This is a genomic window from Micromonospora sp. NPDC048040, assembly GCF_055587185.1.
In genome coordinates this window covers 78,422-104,599 of sequence record NZ_JBVJGT010000007.1, presented here as the reverse complement: position 1 = coordinate 104,599, position 26,178 = coordinate 78,422, and the positions used below count along the sequence as shown (strand labels likewise).

At 75.0% G+C, this 26,178-nt stretch carries 28 protein-coding genes and 1 riboswitch; of the genes, 2 read left to right on the top strand and 26 right to left on the bottom strand.

Features of this window, described 5'->3' with window-relative positions:
• Window positions 1-17 precede the first annotated feature (17 nt).
• From rplT to ACZ6O2_RS10855, 9 genes are all read right to left on the bottom strand, one after another.
• Window positions 18-410 carry a 50S ribosomal protein L20 gene (gene rplT / locus ACZ6O2_RS10895; RefSeq protein ID WP_184184750.1) on the bottom strand — a complete coding sequence of 131 codons (393 nt, stop codon included), beginning with the start codon at window positions 408-410 and terminating at the stop codon, window positions 18-20.
• Between the two features lie 31 nt (window positions 411-441).
• A complete protein-coding gene (rpmI, locus tag ACZ6O2_RS10890) occupies window positions 442-636 on the bottom strand; it encodes a 50S ribosomal protein L35 (RefSeq protein WP_007458415.1) in 195 nt (64 codons plus the stop codon).
• A 19-nt stretch (window positions 637-655) separates the two neighbouring features.
• Window positions 656-1,267, bottom strand: a complete 612-nt coding sequence (gene infC / locus ACZ6O2_RS10885; RefSeq protein ID WP_350681763.1) for a translation initiation factor IF-3 — start codon at window positions 1,265-1,267, stop codon at window positions 656-658.
• Window positions 1,268-1,641: 374 nt separating this feature from the next.
• Complete coding sequence (locus tag ACZ6O2_RS10880; protein ID WP_350708904.1) at window positions 1,642-2,115, bottom strand: PH domain-containing protein; 474 nt, start codon at window positions 2,113-2,115, stop codon at window positions 1,642-1,644.
• The gene (locus ACZ6O2_RS10875) at window positions 2,112-3,146 is read right to left on the bottom strand and encodes a DMT family transporter (RefSeq protein WP_466022705.1); all 1,035 of its coding nucleotides are present in this window, start codon (window positions 3,144-3,146) and stop codon (window positions 2,112-2,114) included. The genes ACZ6O2_RS10880 and ACZ6O2_RS10875 overlap by 4 nt, the downstream gene beginning before the upstream one ends.
• The gene (gene hisG, locus ACZ6O2_RS10870) at window positions 3,143-3,985 is read right to left on the bottom strand and encodes an ATP phosphoribosyltransferase (RefSeq protein WP_466022704.1); all 843 of its coding nucleotides are present in this window, start codon (window positions 3,983-3,985) and stop codon (window positions 3,143-3,145) included. The genes ACZ6O2_RS10875 and hisG overlap by 4 nt, the downstream gene beginning before the upstream one ends.
• 45 nt (window positions 3,986-4,030) lie before the next feature.
• On the bottom strand, window positions 4,031-4,294 hold the full coding sequence (locus ACZ6O2_RS10865) for a phosphoribosyl-ATP diphosphatase (RefSeq protein WP_088947482.1): 264 nt from the start codon (window positions 4,292-4,294) through the stop codon (window positions 4,031-4,033).
• A 52-nt stretch (window positions 4,295-4,346) separates the two neighbouring features.
• Window positions 4,347-5,015 carry a response regulator transcription factor gene (locus ACZ6O2_RS10860; protein ID WP_350708909.1) on the bottom strand — a complete coding sequence of 223 codons (669 nt, stop codon included), beginning with the start codon at window positions 5,013-5,015 and terminating at the stop codon, window positions 4,347-4,349.
• 2 nt (window positions 5,016-5,017) lie between these two features.
• Window positions 5,018-7,021: a sensor histidine kinase gene (locus tag ACZ6O2_RS10855; protein WP_466022703.1), complete on the bottom strand. Its 2,004-nt coding sequence runs from the start codon at window positions 7,019-7,021 to the stop codon at window positions 5,018-5,020.
• A 188-nt stretch (window positions 7,022-7,209) separates the two neighbouring features.
• Here ACZ6O2_RS10855 and ACZ6O2_RS10850 point away from each other — a divergent pair, with 188 nt between their 5' ends.
• Window positions 7,210-7,926, top strand: a complete 717-nt coding sequence (locus tag ACZ6O2_RS10850) for a hypothetical protein (RefSeq protein ID WP_350708913.1) — start codon at window positions 7,210-7,212, stop codon at window positions 7,924-7,926.
• A gap of 179 nt (window positions 7,927-8,105) precedes the next feature.
• On the opposite strand, the gene ribH is transcribed toward ACZ6O2_RS10850, so the two are convergent.
• The 7 genes from ribH to rpe all read right to left on the bottom strand — a co-directional run bounded on the left by ribH (window position 8,106) and on the right by rpe (window position 14,378).
• On the bottom strand, window positions 8,106-8,603 hold the full coding sequence (gene ribH / locus ACZ6O2_RS10845; RefSeq protein WP_350708915.1) for a 6,7-dimethyl-8-ribityllumazine synthase: 498 nt from the start codon (window positions 8,601-8,603) through the stop codon (window positions 8,106-8,108).
• Between the two features lie 2 nt (window positions 8,604-8,605).
• Complete coding sequence (locus tag ACZ6O2_RS10840) at window positions 8,606-9,871, bottom strand: bifunctional 3,4-dihydroxy-2-butanone-4-phosphate synthase/GTP cyclohydrolase II (RefSeq protein ID WP_350708917.1); 1,266 nt, start codon at window positions 9,869-9,871, stop codon at window positions 8,606-8,608.
• Window positions 9,868-10,566, bottom strand: coding sequence for a nicotinamide riboside transporter PnuC (pnuC, locus tag ACZ6O2_RS10835; protein ID WP_350708919.1), 699 nt, complete (start codon window positions 10,564-10,566; stop codon window positions 9,868-9,870). The genes ACZ6O2_RS10840 and pnuC overlap by 4 nt, the downstream gene beginning before the upstream one ends.
• Complete coding sequence (locus ACZ6O2_RS10830) at window positions 10,566-11,264, bottom strand: riboflavin synthase (protein ID WP_466022702.1); 699 nt, start codon at window positions 11,262-11,264, stop codon at window positions 10,566-10,568. The genes pnuC and ACZ6O2_RS10830 overlap by 1 nt, the downstream gene beginning before the upstream one ends.
• Before the next feature lies 1 nt (window position 11,265).
• Window positions 11,266-12,327, bottom strand: coding sequence for a bifunctional diaminohydroxyphosphoribosylaminopyrimidine deaminase/5-amino-6-(5-phosphoribosylamino)uracil reductase RibD (ribD, locus tag ACZ6O2_RS10825; protein WP_350708923.1), 1,062 nt, complete (start codon window positions 12,325-12,327; stop codon window positions 11,266-11,268).
• A 160-nt stretch (window positions 12,328-12,487) separates the two neighbouring features.
• Window positions 12,488-12,659: riboswitch (FMN riboswitch) on the bottom strand.
• A gap of 80 nt (window positions 12,660-12,739) precedes the next feature.
• Window positions 12,740-13,696 (bottom strand): GGDEF domain-containing response regulator, encoded by a 957-nt coding sequence (locus ACZ6O2_RS10820; protein WP_350708925.1) that lies wholly within the window; start codon window positions 13,694-13,696, stop codon window positions 12,740-12,742.
• A 1-nt stretch (window position 13,697) separates the two neighbouring features.
• Window positions 13,698-14,378 carry a ribulose-phosphate 3-epimerase gene (gene rpe, locus ACZ6O2_RS10815; protein ID WP_350708927.1) on the bottom strand — a complete coding sequence of 227 codons (681 nt, stop codon included), beginning with the start codon at window positions 14,376-14,378 and terminating at the stop codon, window positions 13,698-13,700.
• A gap of 285 nt (window positions 14,379-14,663) precedes the next feature.
• Between rpe and ACZ6O2_RS10810 the strand changes: the two genes are divergently transcribed.
• Window positions 14,664-15,554: a septum formation family protein gene (locus ACZ6O2_RS10810; protein WP_350708929.1), complete on the top strand. Its 891-nt coding sequence runs from the start codon at window positions 14,664-14,666 to the stop codon at window positions 15,552-15,554.
• A gap of 73 nt (window positions 15,555-15,627) precedes the next feature.
• Here ACZ6O2_RS10810 and ACZ6O2_RS10805 read toward each other — a convergent pair whose 3' ends face one another.
• The 10 genes from ACZ6O2_RS10805 to mihF all read right to left on the bottom strand — a co-directional run bounded on the left by ACZ6O2_RS10805 (window position 15,628) and on the right by mihF (window position 26,130).
• Complete coding sequence (locus ACZ6O2_RS10805; RefSeq protein ID WP_466022701.1) at window positions 15,628-17,172, bottom strand: RsmB/NOP family class I SAM-dependent RNA methyltransferase; 1,545 nt, start codon at window positions 17,170-17,172, stop codon at window positions 15,628-15,630.
• The gene (gene fmt, locus ACZ6O2_RS10800; RefSeq protein ID WP_466022700.1) at window positions 17,169-18,095 is read right to left on the bottom strand and encodes a methionyl-tRNA formyltransferase; all 927 of its coding nucleotides are present in this window, start codon (window positions 18,093-18,095) and stop codon (window positions 17,169-17,171) included. The genes ACZ6O2_RS10805 and fmt overlap by 4 nt, the downstream gene beginning before the upstream one ends.
• A 7-nt stretch (window positions 18,096-18,102) precedes the next feature.
• Window positions 18,103-18,663, bottom strand: coding sequence for a peptide deformylase (def, locus tag ACZ6O2_RS10795; RefSeq protein ID WP_350708933.1), 561 nt, complete (start codon window positions 18,661-18,663; stop codon window positions 18,103-18,105).
• A gap of 206 nt (window positions 18,664-18,869) precedes the next feature.
• The gene (locus tag ACZ6O2_RS10790) at window positions 18,870-19,853 is read right to left on the bottom strand and encodes an AAA family ATPase (RefSeq protein ID WP_350708935.1); all 984 of its coding nucleotides are present in this window, start codon (window positions 19,851-19,853) and stop codon (window positions 18,870-18,872) included.
• A gap of 320 nt (window positions 19,854-20,173) precedes the next feature.
• Window positions 20,174-22,357: a primosomal protein N' gene (locus tag ACZ6O2_RS10785; RefSeq protein ID WP_466022760.1), complete on the bottom strand. Its 2,184-nt coding sequence runs from the start codon at window positions 22,355-22,357 to the stop codon at window positions 20,174-20,176.
• Window positions 22,358-22,437: 80 nt separating this feature from the next.
• The gene (gene metK, locus ACZ6O2_RS10780) at window positions 22,438-23,631 is read right to left on the bottom strand and encodes a methionine adenosyltransferase (protein ID WP_350708937.1); all 1,194 of its coding nucleotides are present in this window, start codon (window positions 23,629-23,631) and stop codon (window positions 22,438-22,440) included.
• A 90-nt stretch (window positions 23,632-23,721) separates the two neighbouring features.
• Entirely contained in the window at window positions 23,722-24,930 is a 1,209-nt protein-coding gene (gene coaBC / locus ACZ6O2_RS10775) for a bifunctional phosphopantothenoylcysteine decarboxylase/phosphopantothenate--cysteine ligase CoaBC (protein ID WP_466022699.1), read from the bottom strand.
• A 13-nt stretch (window positions 24,931-24,943) separates the two neighbouring features.
• Window positions 24,944-25,207: a DNA-directed RNA polymerase subunit omega gene (gene rpoZ / locus ACZ6O2_RS10770; RefSeq protein ID WP_007075826.1), complete on the bottom strand. Its 264-nt coding sequence runs from the start codon at window positions 25,205-25,207 to the stop codon at window positions 24,944-24,946.
• Window positions 25,208-25,253: 46 nt separating this feature from the next.
• A complete protein-coding gene (locus ACZ6O2_RS10765; RefSeq protein ID WP_466022698.1) occupies window positions 25,254-25,787 on the bottom strand; it encodes a nucleoside/nucleotide kinase family protein in 534 nt (177 codons plus the stop codon).
• A gap of 25 nt (window positions 25,788-25,812) precedes the next feature.
• On the bottom strand, window positions 25,813-26,130 hold the full coding sequence (gene mihF, locus ACZ6O2_RS10760) for an integration host factor, actinobacterial type (RefSeq protein ID WP_007458370.1): 318 nt from the start codon (window positions 26,128-26,130) through the stop codon (window positions 25,813-25,815).
• Between the last annotated feature and the right edge of the window lie 48 nt (window positions 26,131-26,178).

Genomic DNA, 26,178 nt, shown 5'->3' with positions numbered 1-26,178 from the left:
CTGCTGGTGCGCGGGGATCAGGCGGCCTGGGCCGCCGCGCCGCCGGTGCCCTCGGCCGTGACCGCGGCCCGGGCCAGCTCGACGATCGCCGCGAACGCGGCGGCGTCGTTGACGGCCAGGTCGGCCAGGATCTTGCGGTCGACCTCGATGCCGGCCAGGCGCAGGCCCTGGATCAGGCGGTTGTAGGTCATCCCGTTGGCGCGGGCGCCCGCGTTGATCCGCTGGATCCACAGCTGCCGGAAGTCGCCCTTGCGGTCGCGACGGTCCCGGTAGGCGTACTGCATCGAGTGCAGCACCTGCTCCTTGGCCTTGCGGTAGAGGCGGGAGCGCTGACCGCGGTAGCCGCTCGCGGTCTCCAGCAGGGTACGGCGCTTCTTCTGGGCGTTCACAGCCCGCTTGACGCGTGCCATCTCAACTCCTTCTTACGTCAGGTGGCGCGCGTCAGCGGCCGAGCAGCTTCTTGATGCGCTTGACATCGGCCTTGGCCAGCACGACGGTGCCGGTCAGCCGACGGGTCTGGGTGGAGGGCTTCTTCTCCAGGTTGTGCCGGAGGCCGGCCTGCTGGGCAACGATCTTGCCCTTGCCGGTCACCTTGACCCGCTTGCCCATCCCCGTGTGGCTCTTCATCTTCGGCATGTGGAACGTCTCTCCCCTGTTACTCGCCGGTCGTCCCGGCGGGTCCGGCCGCCTCGGCCGTCGGCGCCTCGGCGGCGCCGGACTCCCGCTCGCCCCGCGGTAGCGCGCCGCCGCGGGCGGCCGTGGCGGCCGCCTTGGTGGCGCGGTGCGGCGCGAGCACCATGATCATGTTTCGGCCGTCCTGCTTCGGCGCGGCCTCGACGTACCCCAGCTCCGAGATCTCCGACTCGAGCCGGCGCAGGAGCCGGTAACCCAGCTCCGGGCGGCTCTGCTCGCGACCGCGGAACATGATCGTCACCTTGACCTTGTCGCCGGCCTTGAGGAACCGCACCACGTGACCCTTCTTGGTCTCGTAGTCGTGCGGGTCGATCTTCGGCCGGAGCTTCATCTCCTTGATGACGGTCTGCTGCTGGTTACGCCGCGCTTCGCGCGCCTTCAGTGCGCTCTCGTACTTGAACTTGCCGAAGTCCATGAGCTTGCACACCGGAGGGCGCGCCATCGGCGCAACCTCGACCAGGTCCAGGTCTACGTCCGCGGCCAGCTGAAGGGCGCGCTCCAGCGGGACGATGCCCACCTGCTCACCCTCGGGGCCGACCAGTCGGACCTCACGTGCCCGGATCTGCTCGTTCACGCGTGGTTCGACGCTGATGGGGCCTCCTCGAGTCAAAGTCTCCTGCGTGGCCGACCCCGCGGCTCCCCGGGTGGGAGCCAACCGGAAAGCAGAAGGCCCCGGCGCATGCCAGGGCCCGCTCGACCGGTCGGCACAATCACATGATCGCGCATCCGGCGCCGGGACGTGCCCGGAACCGGTGACCGGACCCGGCCACCGTGGCGGCGACTCGGGTGGGAGCAGGCGCTCCTCTTTCATGGCTGTCCGGTCACGGGCGACTTGCTCGCACGCGGAGACAGCCTGGTCGACTCGACAACACTACACCCTCGCCCGAGCGCCCCCAAACCGGGCACCCCGGGGCCGGGCCGGGCCACCGGCCTCGCCGGCGCGGCGGCTCAGCGGCCGGTCGCGCCCTCGGCGAGGCGGGCCTGGTGCGCCTGGTGCAGCCGGCGCAGCGCGCGGACCCCCTCGACGGCCAGCTCCTTGTCGGCGGCCTGCAGGGCGACCATCGGCAGGAGGTCGTCGTCGTGCAGCTCCAGGCTCGCCCAGGGCGCGCCCCGGTCGAAGCGGACCCCGCGGACGACCTCCCACGGCAGCTCGTACGAGCCGAGGACGTTGCGCACGCGCACACCGCGCCCGTCCGCCTCCACCCGGGGCCGGGTGAAGAGCAGGAAGCCGAGGGCGCCGAACACGCCGAGACCGACCATCGCGATCTGGTCGCCCCGCTGGAAACTGCCGTAGCCGTTGCCGGTTGCCCCGCTCAGCGAGGTGGCGACCAGACTGAACACCACGAGGAGCACGGCCGCCGAGGCCCAGCAGACCACCCGGATACGGCGCGGGCGGAGGCGGATCGTCTCGGTTTCACTCACCCCACCAGTCTGCCACCCGCTCCGGGCCGCTCGTCCGCCGCCACACGGGCGGACGGCACCGCGGCGCGGGTACGTGACCGGGCGGAGCCCCGACCGGCGATCAACGCGGCCAGCAGGGTCAGCAGCGCGCCGGCGAACACCGGCAGCCGCACGCCCGGCCCGCCCGGCACCAGCGCGTCCAGCAGCAGGGCGCCGCCCAGTTGCCCGGCGACCAACGCCAGGCCGGTACGCAGCACCCCGATCGCGGGCACCCCGACCACCAGGCTCGCCACGATGACCACGCCGAGCAGGCCGCCCGTGTAGAGGTACCAGGCGTCCGGCCAGGTCGGGGCCGGGCCGGCCAGGGCTCCGGCCAGCGCCGCGACGAGCAGCACCACCGGCGTGGCGGTGGCGAAGTTGACCGCCACCCCGGCGGTGGCCGAGCCGGCGGCGGAGACCCGGGCGTTCAGCGCGGACTGGAGTGCGACGGCCACCCCGCCGGCCACGGCCAGCAGCACCAGCCCCAGGGCGAGGTCGCCGACGGGCCGGCCGAGCTGGGCCAGCGCCACGGCGGCCACGCCCAGCACGGCACCGGCCACCCGCGCCGGGGTGAGCGCCAGCCGCCCGACCGGCGCCAGTCCCGCCCGGTCCACGGCCAGCCCGCCGAGGCTGCCACCGGCCACCTGCGCGATGGTGAAGACCGCCACCCCGAGCACCGGGACGATGTACGCGCCGAGCAGCACGATGGCCGCCCCGCCGAGCCCGCCAAGGTACGCCCACCAGGGCAGCCGGGCCCGGCGCAGCGCGACCAGGCCGGCGCGTGCCGAGGGCAGGGCCAGCACCCCGACGCCGATCAGCAGCGTCCCGCCGAGGTTGTTGACCACCGCGCCCAGGGTGGCGTTGCCGGCCCGCTCGCCCAGCTCCGCGTTGGCCGCACCCTGCGCCGCCGAGGCGAACCCGGCGAGGGTGACCACGACCATGGCCGCCCACGGCGGCAGGACGCGCGGCACCGGCCGGGCCGGGTTACCCGCCGCCGCGGGCGGGCCGCTCACAGCCGGCAGGCGTGGATGTTGGTGACGAGGATCGCGCGGGCGCCGAGCTCGTAGAGCTCGTCCATGATCCGGTGCACGTCGTCGCTGAGCACCATCGCCTGCACGGCCACCCAGCCCTCGCGGTGCAGCGGGGAGACGGTCGGCGACTCGATGCCCGGGGTCAGCGAGCTGGCCCGGTCCAGCAGGCCGGCCGGCACGTCGTACGCCAGCATCACGTAGCGGCGGGCCACCAGGACGCCGTGCAGGCGGCGCAGCAGCTGCTCCGACTGCGGCGCCGGCGCGCCGGCGCGGCGGACGAGCACCGCCGAGGAGCGCAGCAGCGGCTCGCCGAAGACCACCAGGCCGGCCTGGCGCAGCGTGGTGCCGGTCTCCACCACGTCGGCGACCACGTCGGCGACGCCGAGCCGGATGGCGTTCTCCACGGCCCCGTCCAGGCGGATCACGTCGGCCTTCACGCCCAGCTCGGCCAGGTGCCGCTCGACCAGCCCCGGGTACGCGGTGGCGATGCGGTGCCCGCCCAGCTCCCGTACGTCGTCGACGTCCTCGGGGCGGGCGGCGAAGCGGAAGGTGGCCCGGCCGAAGTCGAGGTCCACCACCTCCTCGGCCGGCGCGCCGGAGTCGATCAGCAGGTCGCGGCCGGTGATCCCGACGTCGAGATCCCCGGAGCCGACGTAGGTGGCGATGTCCTTGGGCCGCAGGTAGAAGAACTCGATGTCGTTGGCCTCGTCCCGGCAGACGAGGTCCTTGGGGTCGGTGCGCTGGCGGTAGCCCGCCTCGCGCAGCATCTGGGCGGCCTTCTCGGCCAGGGCGCCCTTGTTGGGTACGGCGACACGCAGCATGACGGAGTGCTCCTTCGATCGAATCTGATCAACGGCGGGGCGCACTCACAGATGTCGGTAGACGTCCTTCAGGTCGAGGCCGCTGGCGAGCATCAGCACCTGGACCTGGTAGAGCAGCTGGGAGATCTCCTCGGCGGTCCGTTCCGGCCCCTCGTGCTCGGCGGCCATCCACGACTCGGCCGCCTCCTCGACGACCTTCTTGCCGATGAAGTGCACGCCCTTCTCGAGCGCGGCGACCGTGCCCGAGCCAGGGGTGCCGGCGGCGGCCTTGGCCTGCAGCTCGGCGAACAACTCCTCGAACGTCTTCACGACGTGCCATTGTCGCAGGCCCGTCCGGCGAACACGCCGGGCGGGTCGCGCCTCATTTCGCCGGCGGCGCTGGCGGCCGTCCCAGCCCGGCCGCCCGGGCGCGGGCGACCGCCTCGCTGCGGTCGACGGCGTGCAGCTTGCCGAGGATGGTCGACACGCTGTTGCGGACCGTCTTCGGCGCGACGGACAGCTTGCGGGCGATCACCTGGTTGCCGAGCCCCTGGGCCACCAGGTCGAGGATCTGCACCTCCCGCGGGGTGAGTTCGGGAAACGGCCGGTTCTGCGGCGACCGGGGCCCCTCGGCGAAGTGGCGCAGGACCCGCTGGGCGATCTCGGTGCCGAAGACCGCCTCGCCGGCCGCGACGGCGGACACGGCCCGCGTCACGTCGCCGCGCGCGGCGCCCTTGAGCAGGTACCCGGCGGCACCGGCGCGAATGGCGGCGTACACCGAGTCGTCGTCGGCGTGCATGGTCAGCACGAGCACGGCGACATCGCCCCGGGCCGTGATCCGCCGGGTGGCCTCGACGCCGCCGATGCCGGGCATGGCGAGGTCCATCAGCACGACGTCCGGCCGCAGCCGTTCGGCCGCGACGAGGGCCGCCTCGCCGTCGGTGGCGGTGCCGACGATCTCGATCCCGGGTACGCCGTCGAGCGCCGTACGCAGCCCGTCCAGGAAGATGGGGTGGTCGTCCACCAGCAGCACCCGCACCGGATCCGGCATCGTCAGCTCCTTCCCGCCGCGGCGGGCACCGGCAGTTCGGCGCGGACCCTCGTACCCCCGCCGGGCCGAGGGCCGACGGTGACCGTGCCGCCCAGCTCGTCGGCTCGTTCCCGCATCGAGGACAGGCCGACGCCGTCCCGGTGCGGCACGAGCAGCCCGCACCCGTCGTCGGTGACCTCCAGCCGCAGCCGGCCATCCTCCAGGCTCATGGCGACCCGGCACCGGCTGGCGCGAGCGTGCCGTACGACGTTGGTCATCGCCTCGGTGACGATGCGGTAGGCGGCGACCTCCACGGCCGCACTGGTGACGCGCAGGTCCTCCCGGCAGTCCACCTCGACGTCCAGCCCGGCGGCGCGCAGTGCGGCGGCGTGCTCGCGGACCACGCCCGGCAGGCCGAGATCGTCGAGAGACGGCGGCCGCAGCCCGTGCACGACCTCCCGCACGTCGGAGACGGACTGGCTGATCACGCCCTTGATCTTCGTCGCCAGCGGGTGTGCCCGGGGATCGTCGGCGACCCGTTCGGCGAGCACGTCGATCTGGAGGCTGGCCGCCGCGAGCAGGGGCCCGAGCCCGTCGTGCAGGTCCCGCCGCACCCGCCGCCGCTCCTCCTCCCGCGCCCGCACGATGCGCTCCCGCGACTCCCGCAGGTCCTCCTCCAGCCGGGCGGCCCGCACTGCCATGGCGATCTGGCCGGCGAGATCGGCGAGCAGGTCCAGCTCGCGGGGCTCGAAGGGGGCGCTGCCGCCGCGCCGCCCGACCAGCAGGGTGCCCTCCTGCCGGCCGTTGCTGACCAACGGGAACGGGTACGCGTCCGCCGGCGGGTCGACCACCTCGCCGGTGACCACCCGGGCGTACGGCACGCGCAGCATGCTCGTCAGCGTCTCGGTCACCGTGTGCAGCAGCTCCTCCAGCGCCACGGTCCGCGACAGGCGCTCGGCGAGGCCGGTGACGACCTCGTAGGGCCGGTCCCGGTCGCCGAAGAGCAGCCGGTCGACGCCCCGCAGCAGGCGGTCCTTGACCGGGTTGAGCGAGACGGCGACCGCGGCCGTGGCCACCAGCGACGCGCCCCGGCTCCGGTCGGGGGCGAGCAGTGCGGACGATGCGGCGAGGGAGCCCAGATAGGTGACGACGACGACGGCGGACAGGGCCGCGTAGGTGATCGAGCGGTCGAGCACCGCCGCGATGTCGAACAGGTCGGCGCGGAGGATGGCCATCCCGGTGGCCAGCGGAAGCGCCGCGACGCCCACGCCCTCCAGCAGGGCGCCCACCCACGGCGGCGTCCACTGGTCGGTGAGCAGGCCGACCAGGGTCGTGCCGATGAAGACCAGGGCGGCGAGCGCCAGCCAGGCGAGGCGCCGCCGGTCCGGGCCGCCCGCCCGGCGCCAGCGGACGACGAACGACGCCATCGCGGCCACCGTCAGGGCCAGCAGCGCGAACAGCGTCACGGTGGTGGCGAGCGGCGCGAGCCCCGCCAGCGCGGGTACGCCGAACGGGTTGACCGCCAGGTCGTCCGCCGCGACCCGCCCCGGGGTGACGACGACCGAGGCGACCAGCACGGCCAGCGTCGCCGTGGTGGCCGGGAGGATCCACCGCCAGCGGGGGGACGGCGGACGGCCGTCCGGGAAGAGCAGCAGCGGGTACGTGGTGGCGCAGACCCAGGCGACGGCGAACAGCGCGTTCTGCGCGAGCACCAGCACCGGGCCGGTGGCGCAGGTGGGACAGGTCGCCAGAAAATGCTGGCCGAGCCCGTCCAGGACGGCGGCGCCGAACTGGAGCACGCCGACGGCGAGGAAGAGCCAGCCGACGCCGTTCGCCGGGCGGTGCACCGCGATCACCGCGCCGACCAGGGGGAAGGCCAGGAAGCCGGTGAACCAGACGAGGTCCGCCACGGTCGGCGGCGTCACCCCGGGCACGAAGGCCGCGCCGACGGCCGTGGCGGCGTAGCAGGCCAGCGACAGAGCGAGCGCGGCGACGGCGACAACCCGGGACGGCCCCCTGACGGCCACTGACCTCTCCTCGCTCTCGGCGTGCCGGATGACAGTAGCCGCGGCCGCGTCCCGCTGTCGCGGGACGTTCGTCCCCTCCACGGCGTGCGGTCGGCCGGGCGCGACGGGGACGCCCGACCGTCCCGGCCGGGGCGCGGGCGGACGCAGAGTCTTCGGGCAGGAAGAACCCTCACCACGTTGGAGATCACATGTCCACGACCAGCATCGCCAATGCCGACGTCGCGCCCGTCGCGCCGACGGCGCCCGCCCGGGCCGGGCTCGGCGTCGCCGCCGGCGCCGCGCTCGCCCTGTTCGTGTCGATGTTCGGCACCTGGACGCCGCAGTCGCCGGAGGTGGGCAACACGGACGCGGCCGCCATCCGGGACTGGGCCGTGGGCGCCGCGTCGACCCTGCAACTGAACGCGTTCGCCGGGGGCCTGTCCATCGTCGCGCTGCTCGTGCTCACCTCGGCGCTGGCCGGGCTGGTGCGGCAGGCGGCGCCGAACTCGGTGCTCGGCGGCCTCACCCTGCTCGGCGGTGGCCTGCTGGCCACGGTCAACACCGTCGTCACCGGTTTCACCCTGCTCTGGGTGCTGCCCGACCTGAAAACGCTCGACGACGCCACGGTCCAGACCTGGTACGCCGCCGCGCACCTCGGGCAGATGCTGGGCGAGGTCGCGGTCCTGGCCCAGTCGCTGCTGATGGGGGCGTTCTCCCTCGCCGCCCTGCGGGGACGGATCGTGGCCCGCTGGCTGTGCTGGCTCGGCATCGTCCTCGCCGCTGTCGGCTTCAGCAGCGTGCTGGCGCTGGTCGTCCCGTCGCCGGTGTTCGACACCGCCTGGCTCGTCGGCCTCTACGGCTGGATGCTGTGGCCGCTGCTCGCGTCGGTCACCTTCGCGGTGCGCCTGCGGAGGCGGCAGCGCTGAGGCGCTGACGGCCACGCGCCCGTCCGCTGGCGGGCCGTCCCGGTGGGGCGGCCCGCCAGCGACGCAGGTTCACGCCGCATGCCGGGCGTCGGCGGCTGTGTCGCAATTCCTGCCAGCGTGGTGGGACGCCCTCACGACCACCACCAACGCCCCGCCCTTCCGACGGGAAGGACGCGGGGTCAGCCGCCGAAGCCGACCCGGTGGCCGCTGGTGGCGATGCCGCGGATGGCGAGGGCGGCGTCGAGCGCGGCGACCGTGGCCGCCCAGCCCTTGTCCTCCGCCGAGCCGGGCAGCCCCGCCCGGTCCCGGGCCTGCTCGATCGTGTCCACGGTGAGCACGCCGTGCGCCACCGGCTTGCCCTCGTCCAGCGCGACCCGGGTCAGCCCGTCGGTCACCGAGCGGCAGACGTAGTCGAAGTGGGCGGTGGTGCCCCGGACCACCACGCCCAGCGCGACCACCACGTCGCAGCGGCGCGCGAGGGCCTGGGCCACCACGGGCAGCTCGACCGAGCCGGCCACCCGGGCGGTCACCGCGCGGGCCCCGCACGCCTCGGCGGCGGCGACCGCCCGGTCGAGCATGTGGTCGGTCAGCTCGCCGTGCCACCGCGCGGCCACCACGCCGACCGTCATCCCGGCGGCGTCCACCGCCGTCACGCCCGGCTCCCCGAAACCCGCCATGTCTACGCTCCGATCTCGTCGCCGGGTACCGGCCGGCCCATCGGGGCCTCGGTGACCTCGTCCAGCTCGTCCAGCAGGTGCCCCATCCGGTCCCGCTTGGTGCGCAGGTAGCGCACGTTCTCCGGGTGCGGCCGCACCGGCAGCCCCTCGCGGCCGGTGACGGTCAGCCCGTAGCCCTCCAGGCCGGCCCGCTTGGCCGGGTTGTTGGTGAGCAGCCGCATCGAGCGCACCCCGATGTCGTAGAGGACCTGCGCGCCGGTGCCGTAGTCCCGGGCGTCGGCCGGCAGGCCCAGGTCGAGGTTGGCGTCCACGGTGTCCCGGCCCTGGTCCTGGAGCTGGTACGCCTGGAGCTTGTGCAGCAGGCCGATGCCGCGCCCCTCGTGGCCGCGCACGTAGAGCACCACGCCGCGCCCCTCCCCGGCGACCCGGTCCAGGGCCGCGTCGAGCTGGGGGCCGCAGTCGCAGCGCACCGAGCCGAAGACGTCGCCGGTGAGGCACTCGGAGTGCACCCGCACCAGCACGTCCCGCCCGTCGCCGATCTCGCCCATGACCAGGGCGACGTGCTCGGCCGAGTCGTGCTCGCTGCGGTAGCCCAGCGCCCGGAACACCCCGTGTCGGGTCGGCATCCGGGCCTCGGCGACCAGCTCGACCTGCTTCTCGGTGCGCCGCCGGTACGCGACCAGGTCGGCGATGGTGACCAGGGTCAGCGCGTGCTCGGCGCAGAACTTCTCCAGGTCCGGCAGCCGCATCATGGTGCCGTCGTCGTTGACCAGCTCGCAGAGCACACCGGCGGGGCGCAGCCCGGCCAGCCGGGTCAGGTCGACGGCGGCCTCGGTGTGCCCGGGCCGGCGCAGCACGCCGCCCTCCCGGGCGCGCAGCGGCACCACGTGCCCGGGGCGGGCCAGGTCGGTCGGGCCGGTGCCGGGGTCGGCGAGCAGCCGGATGGTGTGCGACCGGTCGGCGGCGGAGATGCCCGTGCTGACCCCCTCCCGGGCGTCCACGGTCACCGTGTAGGCGGTGCCCCGCCGGTCCTGGTTGGTGTGGTGCATCGGCGGCAGGTCCAGCCGGTCGCACTCGCTCTCGGTCAGCGGCACGCAGATGTAGCCGGACGTCCACCGCACCATGAACGCGAGCAGCTCCGGTGTCGCCAACTCGGCGGCGAAGATCAGGTCGCCCTCGTTCTCCCGGTCGGCGTCGTCGACCACGACGACGGGCCGGCCGGCGGCGATGTCGGCCACCGCCTGCTCGATGCTCCCAAAGGTGGTCATGCCACGGCCTCCGAGTAGGTCTGCGGGATCGGGGCGGGCACCGGGCGGGCGACCCGCGAGGTGCGCCACCAGGCGACGACACCCCAGGCGCAGAAGGCGCCGTAGACGAGGTACATGGCCGCCGAGGGGTAGAAGCCGCCGCGCAGCAGCAGCGGCACGCCGACGGCGTCGACGGCGATCCAGACCAGCCAGAAGTCCACCCAGCCACGGGCCATGCCGTAGGTGGCCAGCAGGCTGCCGGTGAGGATCCAGGCGTCCGGCAGCGGGCCCCAGGAGCCCAGCGCGGCGAGCACCGGGTAGAACGCGGCGGTGCCGAGGACGGCGGCGGCCAGCAGGCCCAGCCGCTCCCGGCCGGTGGCCCAGCGGGGCGCCACGGCGGCCCGGTCGTCGTCGCCGCCGTGGCGGCGGTTGCGCGACCAGCGCCACCAGCCGTAGAGGCTGACCGCGAAGAAGAAGACCTGGCGGCCGGCCTGCCCGTAGAGGTCGTGCGCCTGCGGCGTGGCGAAGACCCCGCCCAGGAACACGGTGAACAGCAGCGCGTTGCCGATCATGCCGACGGGCCAGGCCCAGACCACCCGGCGCAGGCCGAACAGGGCCGAGGCCAGCCCGAAGCCGTTGCCGACGATCTCCCGGACCAGCACCGGCGAGCCGCCGATGCTGAGCTGCGCGTCGAGCAGCCACCCGAGCGGGCCCATCAGGCCGCCCCGCCCGTCGCGGCGGCGTCCCGCAGGCCGGCGACCGGGACGTCCGGGCCCGGAAGCCCGCCGGTCGGGCCGGCCTCGGGACGGCCGGGGTCGGCCAGCCGGGCGCCGAGCAGCCGCTCGACGTACTTGGCGAGGACGTCCACCTCGAGGTTCACCGGGTCGCCGACGCCCCGCGCGCCGAGGGTGGTCAGCTTCAGCGTGGTCGGGATCAGCCCGACGGCGAACCAGTCCGGGCCGACGTCGGCCACGGTCAGCGAGACGCCGTCGACGGTGATCGAGCCCTTCTCCACCACGTACCGGGCCAGGGCGGCGGGCAGGCGGAACCGGACGGTCTCCCACTGCGCGGCCGGCTCCCGGGCGAGCACCTCGCCGACGCCGTCGACGTGGCCCTGCACCAGGTGCCCGCCGAGGCGGCTGCCGAGCGCGGCGGCCCGCTCCAGGTTGACCGGGTCGCCGGCCCGCAACGCGCCCAGCGCGGAGCGGCGCAGCGTCTCCCCCATCACGTCCGCCGTGAAGACCCCGTCGGCGGCGTCCACCACGGTCAGGCAGACGCCGTTGACCGCGATCGAGTCGCCGTGCCGGGCGTCTGAGGTGACCAGCGGGCCGCGGACCGCGACCAGCGCCGAGTCACCCGCCGTCGGAGTGATCCGGACGACCTCACCCAACTCCTCGACGATGCCGGTGAACATGTCAGCCCTCCCTCTTCCGGGGCAGCGCGGTAATCCGCAGGTCCGGTCCGACCTGCGTAACGTCGACGTACTCCAGGTCGATCGCCTCGGCGATGGTCGTCACACCGGCGTCCACCAGGGCGGTCGGGCCGGCGCCGAGCAGCCGGGGCGCGACGTAGCCGACGATCTTGTCGACCAGGCCGGCGGCGAGGAAGGCGCCGGCCAGCGTGGGCCCCCCCTCCAGCAGCGCCGCCCGGACCCCGCGCCCGTGCAGCGCGGCGAGCAGCGCCGGCAGGTCGACCCGACCGTCGGGCCCGACGCCGACCTCCGCGGCGGTGGCGACCCACGTCCGGGCCGCGCCGTCGCGGACCCGGGCGTCGACCGGCGTACGCCCCGCCGAGTCCACCACCACCCGCAGCGGCTGCCGGATGCTGAGGGTGCCGTCGCGCAGGTTGCGGGCGGTGAGCCGGGGATCGTCGGTGAGCACCGTGCCCACCCCGGCGATCACCGCGTCGACGGTGCCGCGCAGCGCGTGCACGTCCATCCGGGCCGCCTCGGAGGTGATCCACATGCTGGTGCCGTCGGCCGCCGCCGACCGGCCGTCCAGCGTGGCGGCGAACTTCCAGATCACGTACGGCCAGCCGCGGCGCATCGAGGTGAGCCAGGCGATGTTGCCGGCCTCGGCCTCCGCCTCGCGTACCCCCAGGTCCACCTGGACCCCGGCGGCGCGCAGCGTGGCGGCCCCGCCGGAGGCGACCGGATTGGGGTCGGGCACGGCGATGACCACCCGGGCGACGCCGGCCTGGACCAGCGCGGTGCTGCAGGGACCGGTGCGGCCGGTGTGGTCGCAGGGTTCGAGGGTGACCACGGCGGTGCCGCCGCGGGCGCGCTCCCCCGCCTGGGCGAGCGCGACGATCTCGGCGTGCGGCCCGCCGGCGTAGGCGTGGAACCCCTCGCCGACGACCTGGCCGTCGGCGTCCAGCAGCACGCAGCCGACCACGGGGTTGGGGCTGGTCGTGCCGAGACCGCGCGCGGCGAGTTCGACCGCGCGACGCATCGCCTCGTCGACGGAGACGCCCCCCATTGCCCTGCCCTCTCACTCACCGGTCGGCGCGCGGGCGGGTCACGGGAGGCAACGGCACGGGCCGCGGGCGTGCGGCGGCGGAGGTCCGGGTACGGCGGAGCCGACCCGGGGGCACACACGGCACGCTGAGGTCAGCGGCCGGGCAGGGCCCGTCCGTCCCGCGCGCTGTCTCCCATCCGGACTGTCTGGGCGCGGTTTCCCGCCCCCAACCGTCGGCCCCGGATTCTCACCAGGTCCACCGGGCGGCACGAGGCCGACCGGGTCGCGGGCTTACCACGGTCACGCCGTGGATCACCGCCGGTTCGGAATTACACCGAGTCCCGCCAGCGCGTGGTGGGTACACCGGCAGTCTTACACGTTCGACGGGGGGTGGCGCCACCGAGGCGAGCTACTTCACAGCGGGAATACGCGGTCACGTCACCCCGCGTCGCCGGTCCACCGCCACGTACGAGCCGGGCTGGCTCTTGGCCACCGTCTTCATCTCGGAGGCGACCGCGATCGCCTCGAGGGGGTTGGTGAACCGCTTGTTGGCGTCGGAGATGGAGACGCCGATGGAGAGGGTGACCAGGGCGGCGCGCCGGATGTTGCCCCGCCGGTCCTTCAGCTCCACGTAGCCGCGGGCGGCGTCGGCGGCGTCGTAGAGCGAGTCGGCGGCCTTCTCGAAGTCGGCGGACACCCGCGAGGTGAGCGGACGCACCTGCTCCGGCGTGCAGACGATGACGAAGTCGTCGCCGCCGACGTGGCCGAGGAAGGCCGGCGGCAGCCCCACCGAGACCACCGCCCGGTGCAGGCTGCGCGCCAGGGCCGAGATGAAGTCGTCGCCGCGCACGAAGCCGTACCGGTCGTTGACGCTCTTGAACCGGTCGATGTCGATGTAGCCGACGGCGTAGTCGACGCCGCTGCGGACCCGGTCGGAGATCTCCCGGCGGATCCGGCTGTTGCCGGGCAGCCCGGTCAGCGGGGAGACCTCGCGGAACTCCTTGTTGCGCCGCAGCGTCGAGCTGACCCGGGCCACCAGCTCCGCCGTGTCGAAGGGCTTGACCAGGTAGTCGTCGGCGCCGGCGCTGAGCCCGTGCACCTTGTCCACCGTCATGCCCTTGGCGGTCAGCATGATCACCGGCAGCGCCGAAGTCATCGGGTCGGCCCGCAGCCGCCGGGTCAGCTCCAGCCCGTCGATGCGCGGCATCATCAGGTCGACCACGGCCAGGTCGGGACGCTGGCGCTCGATCACCTCGAGCGCCTCCTGCCCGTCGCCGGCGTGGATCACCTCGAAGCCGTGCAGCCGCAGGTTGAACTCGACGAAGCGCGCGATGTCCTCGTCGTCGTCGACGACGAGGATGATGTCCTTGCGGTCGCCGGCGGGCTCCACGTCAGGCCCCGGGGGCGGCGCGTTCCGCGAGTGCCCGCAGCTTCCGGACGGCCTCGGCGGGGTCGTCGGCGCCGTAGACGGCGGTGCCGGCGACGAAGGCGTCCGCGCCGGCCTCGGCCGCCTGCGCGATGGTGTCGGCGGCGATCCCCCCGTCGACCTCGATGCGCAGTTCGAGGTGGCCGCTGTCGACGTGCCGGCGGGCGGCGCGCACCTTGTCCAGCAGTTGCGGGATGAAGCGCTGCCCGCCGAAGCCGGCCTTGATCGTCATGATCAGCAGCGTGTCGAAGCTCGGCAGCAACTCCAGGTACGGCTCGATCGGCGTGTCCCGGTCGATCGCCAGCCCGGCCTTCGCGCCGGCCGAGCGGAGGTCCTTGGCCAGCGCCACCGGGTCGTCGCACGCCTCGGCGTGGAACGTGACGTTGTACGCCCCGGCGTCGGCGTAGCCGGGGGCCCACCGGCGCGGGTCCTCGATCATCAGGTGCACGTCGAAGGGAAGCTCGGTGGCGGCCCGCAGGCTCTGCACCACGGGCAGCCCGATGGTCAGGTTGGGCACGAAGTGGTTGTCCATGACGTCCACGTGCAACCAGTCCGCGGCGTTCTCGACGGCACGGACCTCTTCGGCGAGGCGGGCGAAATCGGCGGCGAGGATGCTGGGCGCGACGATCGGCGGCGGTACGGTCACGGGGCCAGTGTACGAACGCGGCGACCGGCCGCCCGCAGCGCGCCACCCACGGGACGCCCGGTGGCCCGGCGGTGACCAGTGGTGACGATCGACCGTCCCGGCGTGGTCGACGTCTCCCGGTCCGACGCTGCGGCAACAGCGTCGGGACTGCTTTCGCACCGCTCGATGCGAGGCACCGTCCCGAAGGGACTCCCCGCGATCTGAGCGCGGTGCCGTATGCTGCCGCACCGTGACGTGTCCGGCCGCCTCGCGCCGCCGGACCACGATCGGCGGGAGGTCGGGGCGATGCGACGGTGGTGGACGGCGGCCGCGGCCGGCGCGGTGGCGGCCCTGGCGCTCGCCGGCTGCGGTACCCCGGCCGGCACCGACCGGGACCTGACCGACGACTGGCCGGCGCCCGCCGCACCGCAGTCGTTCGTCCCCGCCGACGGCGTCTGCCACCGGGGCATCCAGGACGTCGGCTACCTCACCGCCTACAACCCGGTCGACTGCGCCGAGTCGCACCGCGTGGAGACCGTGCACGTCGGCACGCTCACCGGGGCGGCGACCGAGCGCACCACGCCCCCGCCGGCCGGCTCGGCCGGCATGCGCGCCGCCCGGGCCGAGTGCGACACGAAGGCCAACGAGGTGGTCGGCGGGGACTGGCGCTCCGGCCGGCTGGGGCTGAGCGTCGTGCTGCCGTCGCCGCAGGCGTGGGGCGGCGGCGCCCGCTGGTTCCGCTGCGACCTGAGCGAGCAGACCAGCCTCGACGAGGCGAGCGCGAAGTCCCGGACGGGAAGCCTGAAGGGCGCCCTGGCCGGCGCCGCCCCGCTCGCCCACCGCTGCTTCAACCCCAAGCTGAGCGACGACGAGGTGCGGGAGATGGTGGCGGTGGCCTGCACCAGCAAGCACCACGCCGAGTTCGTCGGCGTCTGGCGGGCCCCGGACACCAGCTACGACGCCTTCACGCGGGACAGCCTCAGGGTGCACCGGGCCTGCCGCGCGTTGATCGCGAAGTACGTCAAGGTGCCGAACAACGGCGACCTGAAGTACCGGGCGGGCTCGATCTTCTACCACCCCCTCGAGCAGGAGTGGCGCGACGGCAACCGGGGCGTGCAGTGCTTCCTCTGGGTCAGCGACCGCAACCTGACCCGCTCGATGAAGGGCGCCGGCACGAAGGGCCTGCCGGTCACCTGAGCGCCGGACCGGCACCGGACCGACCGGCACGGGGCGGCCACCCGAGGGTGACCGCCCCGTCGGACGTCCGTTGTCAGGTGCGGCGCAGCACCGCGAGGAACATCGCGTCGGTGCCGTGCCGGTGCGGCCACAGCTGCACCGTCGGCCCGTCGCCGAGGCCGGGCATCCCCGCCGGCAGCAGCGGCCGGGCGTCGACGAAGTCGACCGGCACCCCGGAGCGGCGGGCCGCCTCGGTCACCGTCACGTGCGTCTCCACGGTGTGCGGGGAGCATGTCACGTAGGCGACCAGGCCGCCCGGACGGACGGCCCGCAGCGCGGCGGCGAGCAGCTCCCGCTGCAACCGGGTCAGCGGCGGCAGGTCCGACGGCTCGCGCCGCCAGCGGGACTCCGGCCGGCGGCGCAGCGACCCCAGCCCGGTGCAGGGAGCATCGACCAGCACCCGGTCGAAGTGCGCCTCGGGCAGCTTCGGGTCGGCGCCGACCGTGCGGCCGTCGGTGTTCAGCACGTTCACCGGCAGGCCCCGGGTGGCCTGGGCGACCAGCCGCGCCCGATGCTCGGAGACCTCGACGGCGGTCAGCCGCGCGTCCCGCTGCGCTGCGAGGGCGCCGAGCAGGCCGGACTTGCCGCCCGGGCCGGCGCACAGGTCGAGCCAGCGCCCGTCCGGGCCGTCCAGCGGGGCCACCGCCAGGGCGTTGGCCACCAGCTGGGAACCCTCGTCCTGCACGTGGGCCCGCCCCTCGGCCAGCGCCGGCAGGTCGCCGGGCGCCCCGCCCGAGAGATAGACGGCGTACGGGGAGAAGGCCCCCGGGGCCCCGCCGACCTCGTCGGCCAGCGCGACCGGGTCGGCCAGCCCGGGCCGGGCGCACAGGTGCACCGGCGGGCGTTCGTTGTCCTCGATGAGCAGCCGGGCGGTCTCGCCGAGGTCGCCGCCGAGCGCCTCGGCGAAGGCCCGCACGATCCACTGCGGATGGCTGTACGCCAGCGCGAGGTGCCCGATCGGGTCGGTCTCCATCGGCGGCGCGAGCTTGGCCACCCAGGCGTCCGCGTCCCGCCCGGCGACCTCGCGCAGCACCGCGTTGGCGAAGCCCGTCGCGCCGGGGCCGACCGCGCGGACCAGGTCGACGGTCGAGGAGACCGCGGCGTGCGCCGGCACCCGGGTGTGCAGGAGCTGGTAGGCCCCGAGCCGCAGCGCGTCGCGTACCGGCGGGTCGATGCGCTGCACGTCCCGCCCGGCCGCGTCGGTGAGGATCGCGTCGAGGGTGCCGAGGTGGCGCAGCGTGCCGTAGGTCAGCTCGGTGGCGAAGGCCGCGTCCCGGCCGGTCAGCCCGGTGTCCCGCAGCAGCGACGGGAGCACCAGGTTGGCGTACGCGTCGTCCCGGTGCACCGCCGCGACGGCCTCGTACGCGACCTGCCGCGGCAGGTCCACCGCCGGGCGGGCCGGGCGGCGGCCGCCGTCGCGCCGGTCGCCGCCGGGGCGGGCGCCCCACCGGCCGCCCCCCGCCGGCCGGCCGCCGCGCCGATCGCCAGCCGGGCGGTCGCCGCGCCCGGGGCCGCCGGGCCCCTCACCGCGTCGCTCCGCCGGGAGACGGTCGCCGGAGGGTCGCTCGGGGCCCGTCACGCGAGTTCCTCCCCCGCGGCCACCCGGGCGCCGCGCGCCCAGTCCGTCGCCGCCATCGCCCGCTTGCCCGCGGCCCGCACCTCGCCGAGCCGCACCGGGACGGTGGCCGTACCGGCCAGCACCCGGGACTTCTCCACCAGCAGCTCACCCGGCTTCAGCTCGGGGCCGTCGGCCACGGCGGCGACCGGGCCGAGCTTGACCCGCTCGCCCCGGAACGTCGTCCACGGCCCGGGCGCCGGCGTGCAGGCCCGGATCCGCCGGTCCACCGCGAACGCCGGGTCGGACCAGCGCACCCGGGCATCCTCCACGGTCAGCTTCGGCGCCAGCGACACCCCGTCGGCGGGCTGCGGCTCGGCCCGGGCGGTGCCGTCGGCGATCGCGTCGAGGACGGCCACCAGCAGGCCCGCGCCGGAGTGGGCGAGCCGCTCCAGCAGGTCGCCGGAGGTGTCGGCCGGGCGGATCTCGTCGGTGAGGGTGCCGTAGACCGGCCCCGTGTCGAGGCCCTCCTCCAGCTGGAAGACGCTGGCCCCGGTCAGCTCGTCGCCGTGCAGCACCGCGTGCTGGACGGGCGCGGCCCCGCGCCACGCGGGCAGCAGGGAGAAGTGCAGGTTGATCCACCCGTGCCGGGGGATCTCCAGGGCGGCCGGCGGCACCAGCGCGCCGTAGGCCACCACGGGGACGCAGTCCGGGGCCAGCTCGCGCAGCCGGTCCAGGAACTCCGGCTCGCGCGGGCGGGCCGGGGTGAGCACCTCGATCCCGTGCTCGTCGGCCCACGCCCCGACGGGGGACCGGGACAGCCCGCGTCCCCGCCCGGCGGGCGCGTCGGGGCGGGTGACCACGGCGACCAGCTCGTGGCGGGAGGCCGCCACGGCGGCCAGGGCAGGTACGGCGACGGCCGGTGTGCCGGCGAAGATCACGCGCACGGGCGGCTCACCGACCCAGGCCGAAGGGGCTGCTGGAGGTGTGCGGGTTGAGCTTCACCGTCGGCGGGGCGGCCGGGTCGTACCACTCCGCCTGGCGGATCGCCTTCATCGCCTCCTTGCGGCCGGCCGGGTCCAGCCGGTCCACGAAGAGCACCCCGTCGAGGTGGTCCGTCTCGTGCTGCACGCAGCGCGCCATCAGGCCGGTGCCGACGATCTGCAGCGGGTCGCCGTAGCCGTTGAAACCCTTGGCGATCACGTTCTGCCGGCGCTTCGTGTCGAAGTAGAGGCCCGGGATGGACAGGCAGCCCTCCGGCCCGTCCTGCTCCTCGGCGTCGGGAAACTCCAGCACCGGGTTGACCAGGTGGCCCAGCACGTCGTCGACGTCGAAGGTGAACACGCGCAGGCCCACACCGAGCTGCGGCGCGGCGAGGCCGGCGCCGTTCTGCTCGCGCATCGTGTCGGTCAGGTCCGCGATGAGCTTGCGCAGCTCGACGTCGAAGTCGACCACCGGATCGGCCGGCGTGCGCAGCACCGGATCCCCGAACAGACGGATGGGCTGGACGGTCACTCGGCGTGGCTCCTTCGGCTGGACGACGTGGTGCCGTACCAGTCTACGGAGTGCCGGGAGCCGTCCCGGCCGGCGTACCGCGTTGCGCCGCCGCCGGTTCCGTGTCGATGATCACCACGCGGCAGCTCGTACGCCCGGTGGGCCCGCGGGCGCTCGCGGACCAGCCGGCTGTCCCGCCGGTGTCGAGGTGCGGCCGGCCGGGCGGATCAGGCGCCGGCGCCCGGCTCCCCGGCCAGCACCGCGCCCCCGCCGAGCAGTGCGTGCTCGGGCAGCGGCAGCTCGATCTTGTGGGCGGCCTCCCAGTCGTGGATCAGGGTCGGCCGGGCCTGGGCGGCGAAGTAGTCCACCGCGCTCATCCCACCGACCACCGGCTCGTCGACCTCGGCGACGAGTTGGGCCGGCACCAGGCGGAAGCCGTTCTGCAGGGCGGCGCTGAGCCGGCGGTGCCCGTCGACGACGAAGAAGTGCTCCCCCGTGTAGCCGATCCGCAGCGGCTCCAGCGCCTCGTCGCCGGCCGCGGCGACGTCGCCGACGAACTCCGAGTCCCACAGGTCGCGCAGGGCGGCGATGTCCTCGGTCGGGTAGACCCGGGCCGGGTCGAGCAGCAGCAGCGGCGGGGCGTCGCGCAGCACGTCCGCGCACAGCCGGCCCTCGTACGCGTCGACGATGTGCTCGATGACCTCGGCCGCGGAGGCGCGGGTGGTGTCGCAGATCAGGTCGTAGTTGCGCAGCCGCGCCTTGTCCACGCCGTAGCGGACGATGAACCGGCCCCGCTCGCTCTCGCTGCGCTCCCGCAGCTTGGCCGTGGCTTCCTCCAGCGACGTGTAGCTCTCGGCCGGGCCGGAGGGGCGGGCGAGCACCCGGCGGGCCGCCTCGCCCGGCTCGGTGATCATGTGCACCTTGAGCGCGTCGGTGAAGAAGTGCCAGGCCAGCCGGGAGTCCATGACCAGCCGCTCGCCCGAGGCGGCGATGTCCCGCTGGAGCTGGTCGACGTAGCCGTCGACGGCCTGGTCCAGCTCGGCGTGCAGGTTGAGCTGCAGCGCGGTCATCTGCCGCTCCTGCGCCATCTGCCGGTAGAGGTCACCGACGCTGACCCGGCGCAGGCCGAGCCGCTTGGCGATCTCCACCGAGACGGTGCTCTTGCCGCTGCCGAGGTCACCATTGAAGACGATCGACTGACGAACGGTCACGACTGGTCCACCCCTGATCACCGGCTGATTGACATCATCGACATCGCGCCGAACCGACGCGCTCCCGCCATCGTCGCGCGATCCGTGCGCCCGGGCATGACGGGCGATGTTATCACCCGATCGCGGGCCGACCGTCGTACCCGGCGTGCGACGGCGGGCCGGTCGGGCGCCCGGAACGGCGGGACCGTGCGGCGGATCACGGACGGCCCATCGCCGGCGGCCCGTCACGGGCGGCACGGCCGTGGCGAGGGATCGCGGGCGTGGCGACGGATCACCGGCGGTCCGGGCCGTGGTCACGGGCGGCGCGGGTGTCGTCCGGGTCAGAAGAGGCTGAGCGGGTCCACCTGGAGACGGACCGGGTCGACGGCCTTGCGCGCCGTGCGCACCCCGGCCGCCGAGTGCAGCGCACCGGCCAGCGCGGCCGCCCGGGCCCGGGGAACCCGGACCAGCATCCGCTCCCGCTCCCCGTCGGCCGGCACCGGCCCGAGCAGCTCGGCCCCGGCCGGGAGCCGGGCCTCGGCCAGCAGGTCGGCCACCGCCGCCGGCGGGCCGGTCACGCTGGCCATCCGCACCGCCGGCGGGAAGCCCAGCTCCCGCCGCTCGGCCAGTTCCCGGGCGGCGAACCAGGCGGCGTCCCAGCGCAGCAGCGCCTGCACCGGGGCGAGGGCGCCGTCGGCGACCACCACCACCCGGCCGCCGCCGGCCGCGGGGCGGGCCAGCGCGGCGGCGGCCAGCCAGCGGCGCAGCGCCTCCTCCCCCGCCCGCAGGTCGGCCCGGGTGAGCAGGGCCCACGAGTCCAGCAGGAGCACCGCGCCGAAGCCGCCCTCGGCGACCGGCTCGGCGCCGGGGGTGGCGATGACCAGGCCGGCACCGCCGGGCACGGTGGCGAGCACCTCCTCACGGCCGGAGGTGCGCACCGGCACGCCGGGGAAGGCCCGACCCAGCTCCTCGGCGGTGCGCCGGGCGCCGGTGACGGAGGCGCGCAGCCGCCGCCCGCCGCACTCCGGGCAGGCGTACGCGGCGGCGACCCGCCCGCACCACCGGCAGGCCGGACTGCCCTCGGCCGAGGGCAGCGCGAGCGGCCCGGCGCAGTGCGGGCACCGGGCCGGGGTCCGGCACTCGGCGCAGGCCACCGAGGGCAGGTAGCCGCGGCGGGGCACCTGGACCAGCACCGGCAGGTCGGCCCGGATCGCCTCGCGGGCGGTGGTCCAGGCCAGGCTGGGCAGCCGGGCGGTGGCCGCCCCGGGGTCCCGGGCCAGCTGCGGGTCGTCGCCGGTGGGCGCGATCGCCGGCATCCGGGCCCGCAGGGTGGCCCGGTCGGCCACCACCTCGCGGGCCCACCCGGTCTCCACCAGCAGCTGCGCCTCGGCCGTGCGGGCGAACCCGCCCACCAGGGCGGCGGCGTCGCCGAGCTGGGCGCGGGTGAGCAGCACCTCCCGGGCGTGCGGGTAGGGGGCCCGGGGCTCGGCGTGCAGGTCGTCGCCGTCGTCCCAGATCGCCACCAGGCCGAGGCGGGCGACCGGGGCGAACATCGCGGCCCGGGTGCCGACCACCACAGGCACGTCGCCCCGCCGGGCGGCGAGGAACGCCCGGTACCGCCGGGCGGGGCCGAGGGCGGCGGAGAGGCAGACGTGCCGCCCCGGACCCAGGGCGGCGTGCAGGGCGGCGTCGAGGCGATCCAGGTCGCGGTTGTCGGCGACCACCACCACCGCGCCCCGGCCGCCGGCGACGGTCGCGGCGACGGCCTCGGCGTACCGGGCGGGCCAGTCCTCCCCGGGCAGCGCCGACCAGACCGCGCGGGGGGCCCGCCCGTCGGCCAGCGCCCGGAGCAGGGCCGGCCCGGCCGGGTAGTCCCGCCAGGCGTCCGGACCGGGCCCGACCACCGGGTCGGCACCCACCGGGGCGTCCGCCGGCACGGCGACCTCGGGCCCGGCGACCTCGGACCCGGCGACCCCGGCGGGATCGTCGTCCGGCACGCTGGCGCCTCCGCCGGACGCCGTGGGATCGCCCTCCAGCGCCGCGGCTTCTCCGCCGAACACGGCGGCGCCTCTGGCGGACACGGCCACGTCCCCGGCCGGCACGACCACGTCCCCCGCCGGCCCGACCACGTCCCCGCCCGGCACGACCACGTCCCCGGCCGGCACGGCCACGTCCCCGGCCGGCACGGCCACGTCCCCGGCGGGGGCGGCCACGTCGCGGGCACGGACGTCCTTCTCCACCCGGGCGTGCCGGGGCGGGACGGCGAGGCGGAGCACGTCGGCGAGGCTGCCGGCGTAGCGGTCGGCGACCGCCCGGGCCAGGCGGGCGACCTCCGGGGCGAGCACCGGCTCCGGCGATACGACCTTCTCCAGGTACGCCAGCCGGCCGGTGTGCCCCGAGTCGTCGGCCCGCTCCAGCAGCCAGCCGTCGACGAGCTGCCCCGCGAAGCGGACCTTCACCCGCGTGCCGGGAACGGCGTCGGCGTCCAGCTCGGCGGGGACGAGGTAGTCGAACGGGCGGTCCAGGTGGGCCAGGGGCAGGTCGACGCAGACGCGAGCGACCGGCGACCCCGCAGCGGGTCGCCGGTCGCTGCGCCTGGTGCCGGTCAGGCTCCCGCGGCCGACTTGAGGTCGGCGGCCCGGTCGGTGCTCTCCCAGGTCAGGTCCGGCAGCTCACGGCCGAAGTGGCCGTACGCGGCGGTCTGCTGGTAGATCGGGCGGAGCAGGTTGAGGTCGCGGATGATGGCGGCCGGCCGCAGGTCGAAGACCTCGGTGACGGCCTGCTCGATCGAGGCGACCGGCACGGTCTCGGTGCCGAACGTCTCGACGAAGAGGCTGACCGGGTGGGCCTTGCCGATCGCATAGGCGACCTGCACCTCGCACCGCTCGGCCAGGCCGGCGGCGACCACGTTCTTGGCCACCCAGCGGGTCGCGTACGCCGCGGAGCGGTCGACCTTCGACGGGTCCTTGCCGGAGAAGGCGCCGCCGCCGTGCCGGGCGTACCCGCCGTAGGTGTCGACGATGATCTTGCGTCCGGTCAGGCCGGCGTCGCCCATCGGCCCGCCGATCTCGAACCGGCCGGTCGGGTTGACCAGCAGCCGGTAGCCCTCGGTGTCCAGGCCGAGGCTCTCCAGCTCCGGGGCGATGACGTGCTCGCGCACGTCGGGGGTGAGCAGCGAGTCCAGCGAGATGTCCGCGGCGTGCTGGCTGGAGACGACCACCGTGTTGAGCCGGACCGGGCGCAGCCCCTCGTACTCGATGGTGACCTGGGTCTTGCCGTCCGGGCGCAGGTAGGGGATGGTGCCGTCCTTGCGCACCTGCGACAGCCGGCGGGCCAGCCGGTGCGCCAGCGCGATCGGCAGCGGCATCAGCTCGGGCGTCTCCGAGCAGGCGAACCCGAACATCATGCCCTGGTCGCCGGCGCCCTGGGCGTCCAGCGCGCTCTCCGAGGCCCCGGTACGCAGCTCGAAGGCGTTGTCGACGCCCTGGGCGATGTCCGCCGACTGGGCGCCGATGGAGACGTTGACGCCGCAGGAAGCGCCGTCGAAGCCCTTCTTCGACGAGTCGTAGCCGATGTCGAGGATGGTCCGACGGACAATGGTCGGGATGTCGGCGTACGCCTTGGTGGTCACTTCACCGGCGATGTGCACCTGGCCGGTGGTGATCAAGGTCTCGACCGCGACCCGGCTGCGCGGGTCCTCGGCAAGCAGGGCATCGAGAATGCCGTCGCTGATCTGGTCGGCGATCTTGTCCGGGTGGCCTTCCGTGACCGATTCGGAAGTGAAGAGGCGGCGTGTCACGGCACTCCTAGCTTGTGGATAAGTCGTTCCGCGGAAGTCTAGTCATCCGCGCGCGCGCCGGGGGCCTTCGGTGCTGCTCGGTTCCAGCCGTCAGGAACGGTCGGGCAACCGGGCCGCCACGAGATCCCAGACGGCGTCGGCGAGGTCCTCCTTGGACTGTTCGGGCAGCCGGCTGACCGATCCGTCCGCGCCGATGACGGTCGCCGCGTTGGTGTCGGCGCCGAAGACCTTGTCGGTGCCGACCTCGTTGATGACGATGAGGTCCGCCCGCTTGCGGGCGAGCTTGGCCCGGCCGTTGGCCTCGGCGTCGCCGGTCTCCGCGGCGAACACCACCAGCACCTGCTCCGGGCGGCGGCGCTGGCCCAGCTCGGCGGCGATGTCCGGGTTGGTGACGAGCGCGATGGTGGGCGCGTCGCCGTCGTCCGACTTCTTGATTTTGCCAGGCGCGTAGGTCGCCGGGCGGAAATCGGCCGGAGCCGCCGCCATCACCACCACGTCGGCCCCGGCGGCCGCCGCGAGTGTGGCCTCGCGCAGCTCGGCGGTCGTGCCGACCCGGACCAGGTCGACGCCCGCCGGGTCGGGCAGCGAGACGTTGGCCGAGATCAGGGTGACCCGGGCGCCGCGGGCGACGGCGCAGCGGGCGAAGGCGTAGCCCTGCTTGCCGGAGGAGCGGTTACCCAGGAAGCGGACCGGGTCGAAGGGCTCGCGGGTGCCGCCGGCGGTCACCACCACGTGCCGCCCGGCCAGGTCGGCGGGGGCGGCGAGGCCCCGGGCCAGGGCCCGGCGGGCGACCGCGAAGATCTCCGCCGGGTCGGGCAGCCGACCCTTGCCGGTGTCGGCCCCGGTGAGCCGGCCGACGGCGGGCTCGACCACCCGGACGCCCCGGGAGCGCAGCGTCGCGACGTTGGCGACGGTGGCGGGGTGCTCCCACATCTCGGTGTGCATGGCCGGGGCCAGCACGACCGGACAGCGGGCGGTGAGCAGTGTGTTGGTCAGCAGGTCGTCGGCGAGACCGTGGGCGGCCTTGGCGAGCAGGTCGGCGGTGGCCGGCGCGACCACGACGAGGTCGGCCTGCTGGCCGAGCCGGACGTGCGGCACCTCGTGCACGTCGGACCAGACGTCGTCGGCGACCGGCTGGCCGGAGAGCGCCGCCCAGGTCGGCGCCCCGACGAAGCGGAGCGCCGACGCGGTCGGCACGACCCGGACCCGGTGACCCGACTCGGTGAAGAGCCGCAGCAGCTCGCACGCCTTGTAGGCGGCGATGCCGCCGCCTACCCCGAGGACGATCCGGGGGGACATCGGCGCGGGGCGGTTACGGCTGGTCGGTCGGCTCGGCGGTGAGCAGGCCCGCGTTGATCTCGCGCATGGCGATGGAGAGCGGCTTCTCCTGCGGGGTGGTCTCGACCAGCGGGCCGACGTACTCCAGCAGGCCCTCACCGAGCTGGCTGTAGTAGGCGTTGACCTGGCGCGCGCGCTTGGCGGCGAAGATGACCAGCGCGTACTTCGACGTCGTCTTCTCGAGGAGCTCGTCGATCGGCGGGTTGGTGATGCCTTCGGGGTTTGCGATGGATCCCACGAATTAACCTCTGCGTCTATCGCACCGCGGACAGCGGTGCTGGCGGTCAACCGCGCAGATGCGGTCGCGCCGGAGCCAGGAAAGAAGAACCGGACAAGCCTACCAGCTCCTCGACGACCCGATCGGTGAGGCCGTGCGCGACGGTGTGGTCGAACACCGCCAGGGTGTCCGCCGGCGGGGCGACGCCGGGCGGGTGCAGCAGCACCAGCCGGGCGTCGGGCAGCGCCGCCCGGACCAGCAGCGCGCCGGCGAGGTCGAGGCCGAGCAGCACCGGCTGCCCGGCGGCCAGCCGGGCCCGCACCGGCCCGCCCGGCGTGCCGCGCCGGTGGGGCCCGGCCCGGCTCCACTCCAGCAGCTCCCCCGCCGCGACCATGCGGTCGAACTCGGGCGGGGTCAGGAAGAGGCGGTCCACCCCGTCCAGCTCGCCCTCCCGACGGGGGCGCGTGGTGGCCGGCACCGGGACCCACACGGACGGAGAACGCGCCCGGACGCGCTCGACGACACTCTCCGTGCCCGAACCCGAAGGTCCGGCCAGGACAGTGAGCCGAGCCGCCGGGCGCGCCTCGTCATCCGTGTTCACTGCTTGTTTCTACACGCTGCCAGCCTCAGTTGGCGGCGAACTCCCCAAGCAGTGCCTTGCGCTGCTGCTCGCCGAGGCCACGCAGGCGACGGCTGTCGGCGATCTTGAGCTTCTCCATGATCTGGGTGGCCCGGATCTTGCCGATACCCGGCATCGCCTGCAGCACGGCGGAGACCTTGAGCTTGCCGACGACGTCGTCGGACTCGGCGCGCTCGAGGACGGCTCCGAGGGTGGTCTTGCCCTGCTTGAGCTGCTCCTTCAGCTCAGCACGGGCCTTGCGGATCTCCGCGGCCTTCTCCAGCGCGGCAGCGCGCTGTTCCGGGGTCAGTGACGGGAGCGGCACCAGTTCTCCTCAGGTCCCTATCGCGACGGGCGGGACGCCACGCCGCAT